This window comes from Streptomyces sp. NPDC090032, from assembly GCF_044748025.1.
Taxonomy (GTDB): domain Bacteria; phylum Actinomycetota; class Actinomycetes; order Streptomycetales; family Streptomycetaceae; genus Streptomyces.
In genome coordinates, this window is sequence record NZ_JBIVFF010000024.1 from 35,318 (window position 1) to 48,042 (window position 12,725).

At 70.1% G+C, this 12,725-nt stretch carries 13 protein-coding genes; 6 read left to right on the forward strand and 7 right to left on the reverse strand.

All coding sequences use genetic code 11. The features are described 5' to 3' along the window. The first annotated feature begins 23 nt into the window (after positions 1-23). Positions 24-278 carry a type B 50S ribosomal protein L31 gene (locus ACIPWY_RS38415; protein WP_362910107.1) on the forward strand — a complete coding sequence of 85 codons (255 nt, stop codon included), beginning with the start codon at positions 24-26 and terminating at the stop codon, positions 276-278. Between the two features lie 71 nt (positions 279-349). On the opposite strand, the gene ACIPWY_RS38420 is transcribed toward ACIPWY_RS38415, so the two are convergent. Next, positions 350-1,429 (reverse strand): NADH:flavin oxidoreductase/NADH oxidase, encoded by a 1,080-nt coding sequence (locus ACIPWY_RS38420; RefSeq protein WP_393705709.1) that lies wholly within the window; start codon positions 1,427-1,429, stop codon positions 350-352. A 165-nt stretch (positions 1,430-1,594) separates the two neighbouring features. Here ACIPWY_RS38420 and ACIPWY_RS38425 point away from each other — a divergent pair, with 165 nt between their 5' ends. Further along, on the forward strand, positions 1,595-1,987 hold the full coding sequence (locus ACIPWY_RS38425) for a helix-turn-helix domain-containing protein (RefSeq protein WP_362910103.1): 393 nt from the start codon (positions 1,595-1,597) through the stop codon (positions 1,985-1,987). On the opposite strand, the gene ACIPWY_RS38430 is transcribed toward ACIPWY_RS38425, so the two are convergent. The 3 genes from ACIPWY_RS38430 to ACIPWY_RS38440 all read right to left on the reverse strand — a co-directional run bounded on the left by ACIPWY_RS38430 (position 1,943) and on the right by ACIPWY_RS38440 (position 5,585). Further along, positions 1,943-3,304 carry a nucleobase:cation symporter-2 family protein gene (locus ACIPWY_RS38430; RefSeq protein WP_362910101.1) on the reverse strand — a complete coding sequence of 454 codons (1,362 nt, stop codon included), beginning with the start codon at positions 3,302-3,304 and terminating at the stop codon, positions 1,943-1,945. The two genes, ACIPWY_RS38425 and ACIPWY_RS38430, sit on opposite strands and share 45 nt — an antisense overlap. Positions 3,305-3,495: 191 nt before the next feature. Then, the gene (locus tag ACIPWY_RS38435; protein WP_393705708.1) at positions 3,496-4,845 is read right to left on the reverse strand and encodes an FAD-dependent oxidoreductase; all 1,350 of its coding nucleotides are present in this window, start codon (positions 4,843-4,845) and stop codon (positions 3,496-3,498) included. Between the two features lie 95 nt (positions 4,846-4,940). Beyond that, positions 4,941-5,585 (reverse strand): DUF305 domain-containing protein, encoded by a 645-nt coding sequence (locus ACIPWY_RS38440; protein ID WP_362910097.1) that lies wholly within the window; start codon positions 5,583-5,585, stop codon positions 4,941-4,943. Between the two features lie 116 nt (positions 5,586-5,701). On the opposite strand from ACIPWY_RS38440, the gene ACIPWY_RS38445 reads away from it, so the two are divergent. Further along, the gene (locus tag ACIPWY_RS38445) at positions 5,702-7,204 is read left to right on the forward strand and encodes an LVIVD repeat-containing protein (protein WP_401536889.1); all 1,503 of its coding nucleotides are present in this window, start codon (positions 5,702-5,704) and stop codon (positions 7,202-7,204) included. On the opposite strand, the gene ACIPWY_RS38450 is transcribed toward ACIPWY_RS38445, so the two are convergent. Then, complete coding sequence (locus ACIPWY_RS38450; RefSeq protein WP_401536891.1) at positions 7,192-7,884, reverse strand: TetR/AcrR family transcriptional regulator; 693 nt, start codon at positions 7,882-7,884, stop codon at positions 7,192-7,194. The two genes, ACIPWY_RS38445 and ACIPWY_RS38450, sit on opposite strands and share 13 nt — an antisense overlap. Before the next feature lie 534 nt (positions 7,885-8,418). Here ACIPWY_RS38450 and rox point away from each other — a divergent pair. After that, positions 8,419-10,035, forward strand: a complete 1,617-nt coding sequence (rox, locus tag ACIPWY_RS38455) for a rifampin monooxygenase (protein WP_401536908.1) — start codon at positions 8,419-8,421, stop codon at positions 10,033-10,035. Between the two features lie 242 nt (positions 10,036-10,277). Here rox and ACIPWY_RS38460 read toward each other — a convergent pair whose 3' ends face one another. Continuing rightward, positions 10,278-10,979 (reverse strand): 2-phosphosulfolactate phosphatase, encoded by a 702-nt coding sequence (locus tag ACIPWY_RS38460; RefSeq protein WP_401536910.1) that lies wholly within the window; start codon positions 10,977-10,979, stop codon positions 10,278-10,280. A gap of 145 nt (positions 10,980-11,124) precedes the next feature. On the opposite strand from ACIPWY_RS38460, the gene ACIPWY_RS38465 reads away from it, so the two are divergent. Together ACIPWY_RS38465 and ACIPWY_RS38470 are read left to right on the forward strand one after the other, a co-directional pair. Next, the gene (locus ACIPWY_RS38465; RefSeq protein WP_362910091.1) at positions 11,125-11,709 is read left to right on the forward strand and encodes a GNAT family N-acetyltransferase; all 585 of its coding nucleotides are present in this window, start codon (positions 11,125-11,127) and stop codon (positions 11,707-11,709) included. Positions 11,710-11,738: 29 nt separating this feature from the next. Beyond that, the gene (locus ACIPWY_RS38470; protein WP_362910089.1) at positions 11,739-11,984 is read left to right on the forward strand and encodes a DUF2630 family protein; all 246 of its coding nucleotides are present in this window, start codon (positions 11,739-11,741) and stop codon (positions 11,982-11,984) included. A gap of 61 nt (positions 11,985-12,045) precedes the next feature. Here ACIPWY_RS38470 and ACIPWY_RS38475 read toward each other — a convergent pair whose 3' ends face one another. Continuing rightward, positions 12,046-12,720: a phosphatase PAP2 family protein gene (locus ACIPWY_RS38475; RefSeq protein ID WP_401536893.1), complete on the reverse strand. Its 675-nt coding sequence runs from the start codon at positions 12,718-12,720 to the stop codon at positions 12,046-12,048. Positions 12,721-12,725: the final 5 nt, after the last annotated feature.

The window sequence follows — 12,725 nt, forward strand, 5'->3', positions numbered from 1 at the left end:
AACCGCGCGCTGAAGGAGACACGATGCAGCAGGACAAACAGCCCGCCTACGGCCCCGTTGTGTTCCGTGACCGGTCGGCGGGCTTTGCCTTTCTGACCCGCTCGACGGCCGCCAGCCAGGAGACGATCGAGTGGGACGACGGCGAGACCTACCCCGTCGTCGACGTGGAGATCTCCTCCGAGTCGCACCCCTTCTACACGGGCAAGGCGCGGGTGCTCGACGCCGAGGGACAGGTCGCCAAGTTCGAGAAGCGGTACGGCGAGCAGGACAAAGGCTGACTCTCCGAGCGCCTGACTGCCTGGGTGCCTGCGCCTGACTGCTGGCTGCTCGACCGCCGTACCGCCGGGGCTCAGACCGAGCGGTGGTACTGGTCCGGCACGTGCACGTCCCCGCCCAGCTCGCGCGCCGCCGAGCGCGCCCACGACGGGCTGCGCAGCAGCTCACGGCCGAGCAGGACCGCGTCGGCCTCGCCGTTGGCGAGGATCTTCTCGGCCTGCTCCACGTCGGTGATGAGGCCGACGGCGGCCACGGCCAGCTCCGTCTCGGCCTTCACCCGCGCGGCGAAGCGAACCTGGTAGCCGGGGCCGACCGGGATGCGGACGCCGGACGCGTTGCCGCCGGTCGAGACGTCGAGCAGATCGACGCCGTGCTCCTTGAGGAGGGTGGCGAGGCGCACGGTCTCCTCGGGCGTCCAGCCGTTCTCCTCGAGCCAGTCGGTGGCGGAGATACGGAAGAAGAGCGGCTTGTCATCCGGCCACACCTCGCGGACGGCGTCGACGACCTCGAGGGCGAAGCGCACCCGGTTGTCGAAGGAGCCGCCGTACTCGTCCGTGCGGACGTTGGAGTGCGGCGAGAGGAACTGGCCGATCAGATAGCCGTGCGCGCCGTGGATCTCGGCGACGTCGAAGCCCGCGTTCAGGGCGCGGCGGGCGCCCTCGGCGAACTGGCCGACGATCTCGCGGATCCGCTCCACGGTCAGCTCGGCCGGGACGGGGTGCTTGTCGTCGAAGGCGAGCGGGCTCGGCGCGACCGAGTCCCAGCCGTGCGCGTCGGGGCCGACCGGGGCGCCGCCCTTCCAGGGCCGGTCGGTGGACCCCTTGCGGCCGGCATGACCGAGCTGGATGCCGGGGACGGTGCCGTGCGCCTTGAGGAAGGCGGTGATCCGGCGGAACGCCTCGACCTGCGTGTCGTTCCAGATGCCGAGGTCGTACGGGCTGATGCGGCCTTCGGGGCTGACCGCGGTGGCCTCGACGATGATGAGCCCGGTGCCGCCGGCGGCACGGGCCGCGTAGTGCGCGAAGTGCCAGTCGTGCGGGGCGCCGGTCAGCGGGCCTTCGGGAGCAGCGCTGTACTGGCACATCGGCGGCATCCAGACCCGGTTGGGGATGGTCAGCGACCGAAGGGTGTAGGGCTCGAACAGCGCGCTCACGGCAGACTCCAATGCGTTCACGACGGGCGTGGCAGGTCCTCGTACGATAGTCATCGTAGTACGGCGCCTGTCAAACTACGACGAGCCTCGTACAATGGGCCTGACGCAACCGCACCGCACCCGTCACCCCCGTCCGCACACCGGGCCGAACGAAGTGGAGCCGCCGTGACGACCGCCGCACCGAGCAGCAGGGCGCTTGCTCATCCCACGCGCGACGAGATCCGCCTGGAGTCGGTGCTGCACGCGCTCGCCGACCCGATGCGTCTGCGGGTGGTGCGGGAGCTGGCGGCCGAGGAGGGTGAGGACGCCGAACTCGCCTGTTCGCACTTCGTCCTGCCGGTCACGAAGTCGACCACCACGCACCACTTCCGCGTGCTGCGCGAGAGCGGCGTGATCCGGCAGATCTACCGGGGCACCGCCAAGATGAGCGCGCTGCGCCACGCCGACCTGGACGCACTCTTCCCCGGCCTTCTCGACAGCGTCCTCGCGGCGGCCGCCCGGCAGGACGAGCGGCTAGGTGAGGGGGGCTCCGACGGAGCCGGTGGCCTCGGGGGCTGAACTCCCGCTTCCCGGAAGGTGGTTGAACAGCAGGTTGAGGGCGATCGCCGTGATGCAGCCCGCGCTGATCCCGCTGTCCATGATCGTCTGGAACCAGTCGGGGAACTTCGCGTAGATCCCGGAGACGCCCACCGGAAGCACGCCCACAGCCACCGACACGGCGACGACCGTCAGGTTGTGGTTGCCGGCGAAGTCGACCCGGGCCAGCGTCCGCACGCCGCTCGCCGCGACCGTGCCGAACATGACCAGGCCCGCGCCGCCGAGCACCGGCGCCGGGATCGCGGCGACGACCGCGCCCAGCTTGGGCAGCAGGCCGAGCAGCACCAGGATCCCGCCCGCCGTGGCGACGACCCAGCGGCTGCGCACCCGCGTCATGCCCACAAGACCGACGTTCTGCGCGAACGCGGTGTACGGGAACGTGTTGAACACGCCGCCGAGGACCGTGGAGAAGCCGTCCGCGCGCAGGCCGTCCGCCAGGGAGCGCGGCTGGACGGGCCGCCCCGTCATCTCGCCCACCGCGATGAAGTCGCCCGTGGTCTCGGTCATCGTCACCAGGGCCACGATCAGCATCGACACGATCGCCGCGCCGTGGAACGTCGGAGTGCCGAAGTGGAACGGCGTACTGACGCCCACCCAGTGCGCGTCACCGACACCCCCGAAGTCCGTGAAACCGGTGGGTACGGCGACGGCCGTGCCCACGACTATGCCCACGAGCACGGCGACGCGGCTCAGGAACGGCGGCGCGAACCGCTGCACCGCCAGCACCACCAGGAGGACGAACGCCGCGAGGGCGACGTTTTTCGGGGCGCCGAAGTCCTTCGAACCCGCGCCGCCCGCAACCCAGTTGCCCGCCACGGGCAGCAGTGAGACACCGATGATCAGGATGACCGTGCCGGTGACCAGCGGCGGGAAGAAGCGCAGCAGCCTGCCGAAGACCGGCGCGAGCAGCATCATCGCGAGCCCGGCGACGATCACCGCCCCGTAGATCGCGGGAAGCCCGCCGCCCGTCGTGCCGATGAGCACCATCGGCGAGACCGCCGCGAACGTACAGCCCTGGACGATCGGCAGCCGGACGCCGAACCGCCACACCCCGACGCACTGGATCAGCGTCGCGATGCCGCACACCAGCAGGTCCGCGGTGATGAGATATGCGAGGTCGGCGGGCGACAGCTTCATCGCGCCGCCCACGATCAGCGGCACGGCCACCGCGCCCGCGTACATGGCGAGCACGTGCTGAAGCCCGAAGACGGCCAGCTGCCGCACGGGCGGCACCTCGTCGACGGGGTGGACGGGCGGTGGGGCGGCCGGGGCTGCCATGGGCTCTCCAAGGGGCTGTCGGAACGCGAACGCGCAGGCAAATGCGGGGGCAGAGGCGGGGCGGGTGCGGGGGACGAGGCGGACAGCACGAGACCGTATGAGCCTTAAACGGTTTGTTGATTTCGCGACTGTTGCCGGGATGTGTCGCCCTTCCCGGGCTTCTGGCGTCCGTGCGTACCGCTGCTCAGGCGCTACGTCGTCCCGTCGCGGGCCGCCGCCAGCAGGCCCGCCCAGTCCGGGATCTTCACCGGGCCGCGCCCCAGGGACCGGCCCAGCTCCGCCTCCGCGCGCTCGATCGCGAGCCACCCGGGCCACTCGACGGCGGCGCAGCCCGATGCGCGAAGGCCGGGGAGCGCGTCATCCGGGACGTCCCGGACGGCCAGCGCCGCGGCGTCGTCGAGCAGTGACTGCGCGGTCTCCTTGGCGCACGGCCGGTTGGTGCCGATCACGCCCGTCGGGCCGCGCTTGATCCAGCCCGCGACGTACTCGCCGGGCGAGACCTCGCCGGCCCGCAGGATGCGCCCCTCGCGATGGGGCACGGTCCCCGTGGCCGCGTCGAACGGCAGCCCGTCCAGCGGCACTCCGCGGTATCCGACCGAGCGCAGGACGAGCTGAGCGTCGATGTCGTCGTAGCGGCCGGTGCCGGTCACGCCGCCCGAGCCGTCCGGCGCGGTGTGCTCGAACCGCACGCCCGACACCCGGCCCGCCGCCCCCTCGAGGAGCGCCACGGGCCGCTGGAAGAAGCGCAGATGGATGCGGCGGGACAGGCCCGGCGACGGGCGCTCGGCCCAGCCGCGCAGCACCTCGACGTTGCGCCGGTTCGCCGCCGGGAGCCCCGACGGGTCGAGGTAGCCGGGGTCGAGTGCCAACTCGGCCGGGTCCACGACCACTTCGACCCCGGGCAGCGTGCCGAGCTCACGCAGCTCCTTGGTGGTGAACCGGGCCTGCGAAGGGCCGCGCCGCCCCACCATGTACACGTCCCGAACCCGGCTGTCGGCCAGTGCCCCGAGCGCCGCCTGCGGCATGTCCGTGGGCGCCAGCTCGGCCGCGCCACGGGCCAGGATCCGCGTGACGTCCACGGCGACGTTCCCCACGCCGATGACGACGGCCGACTCCACACCCCGTACGAAGCCCTCGGCCACCGCGTCAGGATGCGCGCTGTACCAGGAGACGAAGTCGGTCGCCGACCAGCTGCCCGGCAGGTCCTCGCCCGGTACGCCGAGCCGGCGGTCGGTCGCGGCCCCGACGCAGTAGACGACCGCGTGGTACATCTCCAGGAGCCGGTCGGGGGGCAGACCGGGGCCGACCTCTACGCCGCCGACGAAGCGGACGCGCTCGTGCTGCAGGACCGTGCGCAGATTGTTCTGCAGCGACTTGATCTTCTCGTGGTCCGGTGCCACGCCGTAGCGCACCAGGCCGTACGGGCAGGGGAGCCGGTCCAGGACGTCCACATGGACATCCGGCACCCGCTCCTGCTCGACCAGGCTCTGCGCGGTGTACACCCCGCTCGGCCCCGACCCCACAACGGCGACGCGCAGCACGGCGGACTCCTTCCGCAGGCCGACGGACTTCCAGCATGACACCGCGAGGGCCGGGCCGGGAGGGTGCGACGCGCAGGGAGCTCACCCGCCCGGCGTCACGACATCTTCCGCATACGCCCGATCTCGGCCGTCTGCTGCGCGATCACGTCGTTCGCCATCTCCTCGACCTGGACGTTGTTCCCCTCGGACAGCACGTCCGTCGCCATGGTGACCGCCCCGGTGTGATGCGTGATCATCAGCTTCAGGAAGAGCTCGTCGAAGGCCGCGCCGTGCGCCGCGCGCAACGTCTTCAGCTGCGCCTCGGTCGCCATCCCCGGCATCGCCTCGTGCTCGTGGTGCCCGCCGCTCTCGCGTTCCCTGCCGTGGGAGTTCAGCCAGCCCTCCATGGCCCCGACTTCCGGTCCCTGCGCCGCCGCGATGCGCTCCGCGAGCCGCTTGACCTGGCCCGACTCTGCGCGCTTCGGGGCGAGTTCGGTCATCTGCAGGGCCTGGGTGTGATGCGCGATCATCATCTGCGCGTAACTGAAGTCGGCCGAGTTCGGGCTGTCGTCCGGCTTGCGCTTCTTCGCATCCTGGGCCGACAGCGTCTCGGCGCCCTCGCCCGGCTTGCCCGGCGCGATCACCGAAGGCCCCGATTGCGCACGGGATTTGGTGTCCCTGTCCCCACCGTCCGACGCCGTGTCACAGCCGCCGAGTACGAGCGCGGCGACCGCGACCGTCAACGGCAGAACAACTTTCATGACGAGTACGTTGCCATCTGTTGATCTGTGCATGATGAAGACGATACTCGGGGGGTCCGTGCTCCGCTCCCGCATGAAAGGGGGAGACGGGGAAGTCATCGACAAGGGAGACGACAGTGACCCTGTTGAACGAGTCCCGAACGCGCCGCAGACGGCTGGGAGTTGCCGCGACGGCGGCCGGACTGCTGGCCGCGCTGCTCATGGGCGGGCCGGCGGCGGCGACCCCCGACCCGGGAGACGCCCCGGCCAAGACCGAGCGGCTCTCGAAGAGCGTGGCGGCCGACACCCGGGCGGCGATCGCGAACGGCGACATACCCGCCCAGGACGAGGTCGTCCACTCCGACAACATCGAACATCTCGCCAACATCCCCAAGGACGTGCTGCCGGGCATCAACTCGGACCTCGCGTTCCAGGGCAAGTACGCCTTCGCGGGCAACTACGACGGCTTCCGCATCTTCGACATCAGCAACCCGAAGGCACCGAAGACCGTCGCGCAGGTCCTGTGCCCCGGATCGCAGAACGACATCTCCGTCTCCGGTGACCTGCTCTTCCTGTCGACGGACTCGTCGCGCAGCGACAACTCCTGTGCCAGCACCACGCAGCCCGCCACGGAGAAGTCCTCCTGGGAGGGCATGAAGGTCTTCGACATCAGCGACAAGAGGAACCCGAAGTACGTCGCCGCCGTCGAGACCGCCTGCGGCTCGCACACGCACACGCTGGTCCCGGAGAAGAAGAACGTCTACGTCTACGTCTCCTCGTACTCACCGAGCGCGACGTTCCCGGACTGCCAGCCGCCGCACGACGGGATCTCCGTGATCAAGGTGCCACGCAAGGCACCCGAGAAGGCCGCGCTGGTCAACTTCCCCGTCCTGTTCCCCGGTGAGGGACCCGACGGCGGCGGCAACCCCGGCGGACCCACCAACCCGGGCGTCTCCAAGACCACCGGCTGCCACGACATCACCGTCCTGCCCTCGAAGGACCTCGCCGCCGGCGCCTGCATGGGTGACGGCATCCTGTTCTCCATCAAGGACCCCGAGAACCCGAAGGTCATCGACCAGGTCGAGGACAACACCAACTTCTCGTTCTGGCACTCGGCGACGTTCAACCAGAAGGCCGACAAGGTCATCTTCACGGACGAGCTGGGCGGCGGCGGGGCGGCCACCTGCAACGAGGCCGTGGGGCCGGACCGCGGCGCCGACGGCATCTACGCCATCGTCGGCAAGGGCGACCACCGCAAGCTGGTCTTCAAGAGCTACTTCAAGATCCCCCGCCACCAGGCGGAAACCGAGAACTGCGTGGCGCACAACGCCTCGCTGATCCCCGTCAAGGGCAAGGACATCGTGGTCCAGGCCTGGTACCAGGGCGGCGTCTCGGTCTGGGACTTCACCGACTCCTCGAAGCCCAAGGAGATCGGCTACTTCGAGCGCGGCCCGCTCACCACGGACACGCTCCAGGTGGGCGGCTCCTGGTCCGCGTACTACTACAACGGCTACATCTACTCGAACGACATCGCCAAGGGCTTCGACGTCCTGAAGCTCAGTGACCGGCGCACCGACCCGGCCGATCGGGTTCGCGTCGGCGAGCTGAACGTCCAGACGCAGCCGGACTACTTCGACTGAGACTCCGGACGTCCGGAGTCGAAGTATGGGGAGAAGTCCGGAGCCCTCTCCGGGCTTCTCCCGCCGGCCGCCGCGTCGCTCGCCGCGCCGTCCGGCCGGAGTCCGAGCTCCCACGCGAGCCCGTACCGGGCGAACAGCTCCGCCCGCAGGGTCGGCAGCGGCATCGGGGCCCCCGGGACCAGCGCCGTGAACACGGCGCCCATCAGCTGGGAGCGCAGCAGCGGATAATCGCGGTCGACGCTGAGCGAGCCGTTGCGCAGAACCGTGTCGCGCAGCAACTCGGCGAGCCTCTGCTGCTCGGGGCACTGCACGAAGCCCTCGGCCTGAAGGATCCCCGCCATGTGCGTCCGCATCAGGACGGGATGGTCGACGGCCAGACCCAGGATCGCGTCGACGGCCCGCGCGAGCCGCTCCGGCCCGTCCTCGGTGTGCGGCTCGTGCTCCAGCGCCGCCTCCAGCGTCCGGTGCATGAGGCGGTGCACCGCGGACTGGAGCAGCTGCCGCTTGCCCGGGAAGTAGTACGAGACCAGCCCCCGCGCCGAACTTGCGCGGTCCGCGATGTCGCCGAGGGTCGTCGCGTCGTACCCCCGTTCCGCGACGAGCTCGACCGTCGCCTGCAGAAGCCGCTCGCGGGATCGCCGCCGCAACTCCTCATTGACCGATGCGCTGCGCGGGGACATCCTGTAACTCCTGCGTTGACTGGTTCCCAGCCAGTATACTCAGTACGTCCCTGGCAGAGGGCCCTTTGCGAACCTTTGGCCAGGGCTTCCGGGCGTATCCGGCGACGCGGGGGATCGTCGGATACGCCTGGCCCTACCGGGCCGGTGTCCGGACGGCGTCGGCGCCTGCCGGACCCCGGCGCCGCTGGTTTCGAGGCCATCCGATGGGACAGGGCCACGACCGGGACCGGCCTCGCCGAGCCGCGAATTCCTCCCTGGGAGATACGGGGGAGATGCCAGTCAGATGCAGGGAGACACCTGCGCGTGGGCTCTCGGGCCTTTCGACGCCGCGTCGTGATCACGTGGCTGGGAAAAGATTGGACGGGGTGAAGGTCGGGCTTGTAGCTTGCGGTGGAACGTGACACCGCCCGAGGAGGTGAGACCCATGAACGCAGTATCGACGTGGGTGCTCCCCCTTTCCGTCACGGGCCGGCGATTGACGTAGGTGTCGCCGGGAGCGCCTCCACAACAAGGCACTCCCGAAAGGCAACACCCATGGACTCTTCGCAGTTCACCACCGAGCCGTCTTCGAACGATGCGGTCGGGCGCGACTCCACCGTGAGCGACGTCCCCGGACTCCGGTCGCCCACCTCCGGCGACGATCGTGCGCCCCTCATGTTCGACGTGATCATTGCCGGGTGCGGGCCGACCGGCGCGATCCTGGCCGCCGAACTACGGCTGCACGATGTGCGGGTACTCGTTCTGGAGAAGGAAACCGAGCCCGTTTCGTTCGTCCGCATCGTCGGTCTGCACATGCGCAGTCTCGAACTGATGGCAATGCGCGGGCTGTTGGACCGCATGCGCGAACACGGAAGGCAACGACCGGCCGGCGGATTCTTCGCCGCCATCAACAAACCCGCGCCCCAGGGCCTGGACTCCGCGCACGCCTATCTGCTGGGCATCCCGCAGCCGGTCGTCGTCCGCCTGCTCGAAGAGCATGCGACCCAACTGGGCGCGCAGGTCCGGCGCGGTTGTGCGGTGGCCGATTTCGAGCAGGACGACGAGGGGGTGACGGTGACCGTCGAGCTGGCCAGTGGGGGCACCCCCGCCAGTGAGGGCGTAGCCGGCGGGGGAGGCGTACAGCTGCGTTCGCGCTATCTCGTCGGCTGTGACGGCGGGCGCAGTACGGTGCGCAAACTACTCGGCGTCGGCTTCCCCGGTGAGCCCTCACGGACCGAGACGCTGATGGGCGAGATGGAAGTGGGTGTGCCGCGGGAGGAGGTCGCCGCCAAGGTCACCGAAATCAGCCGGACCAACAAGCGATTCTCGCTCAGGCCCTTCGGCGACGGGACATACAGCGTCGTGGTCCCGGCCGCGGTGGTCAGCGATGCCGGCGATGTCAGCAATCTCGGCGATCGCGCGAAGCCACCCACTCTCGAGGAGTTCGAACAACAGCTGCGCACCGTCGCCGGAACCGATTTCGGCGTGCACTCCCCGCGCTGGTTGTCCCGCTTCGGCGATGCCACCCGGCTGGCGGAGCGCTATCGGGTCGGGCGGGTGCTGCTGGCCGGCGATGCGGCGCACATCCATCCACCGACCGGCGGTCAGGGCCTCAACCTGGGCGTTCAGGACGCGTTCAACCTCGGCTGGAAACTGGCCGCACAAATCCGCGGCTGGGCGCCCAGAACACTGCTGGACACCTACCAGGCCGAACGCCATCCGGTCGCCGAGGACGTGCTCGACAACACCCGCGCCCAGATGGAACTGCTCTCCACCGAACCGGGCCCGCAGGCCGTGCGCAGGCTGCTCACCGAACTGATGGACTTCGACGAGGTGAACCGCTGTCTCATCGAGAAGATCACCGCGATCGGCATCCGCTACGACTTCGGGGAAGGCCCCGCCCTGCTCGGCCGCCGCCTGCCCGACATCGACGTGAAACACGGCCACCTCTACGGTCTGCTGCATCGCGGCCGCGGCCTGCTGCTGGACCGCACCGAACGCCTGACCGTCGGCGGCTGGTCGGACCGGGTCGACCACCTCGCGGACCCCACTGCCGCACTCGATGTTCCCTGCGTCCTGCTACGCCCCGACGGCCACGTCGCATGGATCGGTGACGATCAGCAGGACCTGGACGACCACCTCTCCCGCTGGTTCGGCAAGCCCGCCGACTGATTGCGCCCGAACAACCGAAGAGGTCGCCGCAGAACGGGCGAATGACCTGGAAGCTGCGCATCCGTCAGACAGGGGTGACGGGTTGGCGGGGACCGGTGTCCGGATGGGTCGGTGCCGCGCCGTCCGGACACCGGCCCCCGCTGTTCAAGCCGCTGTTCAAGAGGCCAACCGACGCGACTGCGCCACGACTGGGACCGGCCTCACCACAAGCCGCGAATCCGGCCCTGGAAGCTCGCCATCGATCAGATCGGCGCACCGTCGGTCGCCGAAGGCATGGCGCAGGGACGCAGGACCATGAGCGAGCCTTCCGAGGCCGCCACCATGGCAAATGGGAACCGGTCGAGCTCGAGACAGAGTGCGACGTCATCGAGATGGACTCCTTGACGCACACCCTCCGTCAGCTCGGCAGCGGCGCGTGACTCGGCGGCGCGGCGGAGGAACTCAGCAGCGTCCGTCCCGGCCTCGGTGACTATCCGGGCGATGTATTGCGCACACGCCAGATCCTCATCGGCCTGCCCGTCTTCGCCAGTGACCACGAACGTGACGCTGTCACTCGCGCGCGTCCGCAAGACCCGAGCCGTCGCCTCCGCCACCACGAAGCCGGCGCACAGCACCAGCGACGCCTCCTTGACCGCAAGGGCGCCGACCGTCCCTGCGGTGGTTTTCTGCACAACGGTCCGTCCGCCGAGGTCGACGGACCTCAGCAGGCCCGGCGAGTTGACGGCGTCGAAACCGGGCGCGGGCGGACCGTCCTTGAGCGCCACCCAATCCGGGTGGCGAGCCTTGAGCGCCAGGGCTTCGTCCAGCGACTCAGCAAGCACGATCTTCTCCGCCCCCTGGGCAAAGGCCCAGGCAGCCACGGTGTAAGCACGCATGACGTCGACCACGACCGCCACGGACGGGGCTTCGACCAGATCAGCGATTCCAAGAAAACGAGCGTCCATTCCGGTCATGATCCGCAGGTCTGACCCAAGGCACCAGGGATTTTGATGTGCGCCGTCCGGACACCCGCCCGGTACGGGATTCCGGCCCGGCCGCCCGCGCCGAAAACCCCCGCCGCGGCGGACGCCTCCCGGGCACACTGGCCCGATGCCGCAGCTGATCGCTCCCGACGTCCGCGTCCACGCCTCCTTCCTCGCCGCCATGGACGAGGCCCGCGACGAGGGCCACGGCGGCCCCGACGACGACTCCACCGCGGGGCTCAGCCTGCGCGCGTACGGAGACACCTGGCAGGACCCGGCCGTCTTCGCCGAATACGTCGCCCGCATGCGGCTCACCCACGGACCGCGCAGTGTCCTGCAGTACGACGTCGAGTGCACGACCCTCTGGTACGTCGACGGGGACATCTACCTCGGCCGTCTCGCGATCCGCCACCGCCTCACCGAGGCCTGGCTGCGCGACGGGCACATCGGCTACGACGTACGGCCCGGTGCCCGTGGCCGCGGACACGCCACCGCGATGCTCCGCGCCGCCCTCCCGCTCGCCGCGGGTCTGGGCGTCGACCCGGCGCTGATCACCTGCGACACGGACAACACCGCCTCCCGCCGCGTCATCGAGTCCTGCGGCGGAGTACGGGACGACTCGGGCGAGGACGACGGGGTGCTGCGGTACTGGGCACCCACCGGATCCGGATCGCACACCGGGCGAACGCTCCCTACAGTGGGCAAGGGGTGACGGGCAGGCCACCTAGGAGGCGTACCGACATGGATCAAGAGCAGATCCTGGCCCGGATCACGGCGATGGTCGACGACGAGAAGAGGCTCCGCGCGTCGCTCGCCTCCGGTGAGATCGACGGTGCGACCGAGCAGCAGCGGCTGGCCGCCGTGGAGCGCGAGCTCGACCAGTGCTGGGACCTGCTGCGCCAGCGTCGCGCCAAGACCGAGTTCGGTGAGAACCCCGACGAGGCGAGGGCGAGGCCGGAGTCGCAGGTCGAGGGCTACGAGTCGTGACGGCCCGGTCCCGACGGCCTGGTTTCTGACGGCCTGGTTCCGACGGCCCGGTCCTGATGGGTCAGCTGCTCGCTGTGAGCCGCTCGTAGGCCGTCACGGACACGGTCACCGTCAGTGCTCCGAGCAGCCAGCCGCCGAGTACGTCCGAGGGCCAGTGCACGCCGAGCCACAGCCGGGTGAGGCCGACGCCGACGACCGACACCGCGGCGAGTGCGCACGCCGTGCGCCACAGGACGCGCCCCGCGCCGTAGCGGTGCAGCAGCCAGAGAATCAGCCCGCACACCACCGTCGCCGTCATGGCGTGCCCCGACGGGAAGGCCGCGTAGTGCGCGGAATCCACGGGGTCGGTCCACACGGGGCGGTCGCGGCCGACGGCCGCCTTCAGGCCCTGCTGGATCAGTGTGCCCACCGCACATGTGGCGGCCACCCACATCGCGAGCCGCCAGGCGTTATGACGCCGTACAAGCCAGATGACGACCACGGCGCACAGGGCGCGCATCGTCCACGGGTCCCAGAACCAGTCCGTCAGAACCCGGTTCACCCGCGTCAGCCCGGGATCGTCGACGGCCCAGCGGTGGGCGGTGCGGGCCAGCTCGACGTCCAGCGTCATCAGTGGGTTCCAGCGCACGGCCACCGCGATCAGCAGGAGCGCGCTGAGAGCGGCGAGCACGGCCGTCGCGCGTGCGGGCCGCGGATGCCGGGGGCTGGGAGGGGAGTCGACCGGTGCCGGATGCATGGGGA

What these genes read in the sequence shown, in the direction of transcription:
- ACIPWY_RS38460 (WP_401536910.1), bottom strand. Translation starts at nt 10,979, where the DNA reads ATGGACGCTCGTTTTCTTGGAATCGCTGATCTGGTCGAAGCCCCGTCC.
- ACIPWY_RS38465 (WP_362910091.1), top strand. Translation starts at nt 11,125, where the DNA reads ATGCCGCAGCTGATCGCTCCCGACGTCCGCGTCCACGCCTCCTTCCTC.
- ACIPWY_RS38470 (WP_362910089.1), top strand. Translation starts at nt 11,739, where the DNA reads ATGGATCAAGAGCAGATCCTGGCCCGGATCACGGCGATGGTCGACGAC.
- rox (WP_401536908.1), top strand. Translation starts at nt 8,419, where the DNA reads ATGGACTCTTCGCAGTTCACCACCGAGCCGTCTTCGAACGATGCGGTC.
- ACIPWY_RS38450 (WP_401536891.1), bottom strand. Translation starts at nt 7,884, where the DNA reads ATGTCCCCGCGCAGCGCATCGGTCAATGAGGAGTTGCGGCGGCGATCC.
- ACIPWY_RS38440 (WP_362910097.1), bottom strand. Translation starts at nt 5,585, where the DNA reads ATGAAAGTTGTTCTGCCGTTGACGGTCGCGGTCGCCGCGCTCGTACTC.
- ACIPWY_RS38430 (WP_362910101.1), bottom strand. Translation starts at nt 3,304, where the DNA reads ATGGCAGCCCCGGCCGCCCCACCGCCCGTCCACCCCGTCGACGAGGTG.
- ACIPWY_RS38475 (WP_401536893.1), bottom strand. Translation starts at nt 12,720, where the DNA reads ATGCATCCGGCACCGGTCGACTCCCCTCCCAGCCCCCGGCATCCGCGG.
- ACIPWY_RS38415 (WP_362910107.1), top strand. Translation starts at nt 24, where the DNA reads ATGCAGCAGGACAAACAGCCCGCCTACGGCCCCGTTGTGTTCCGTGAC.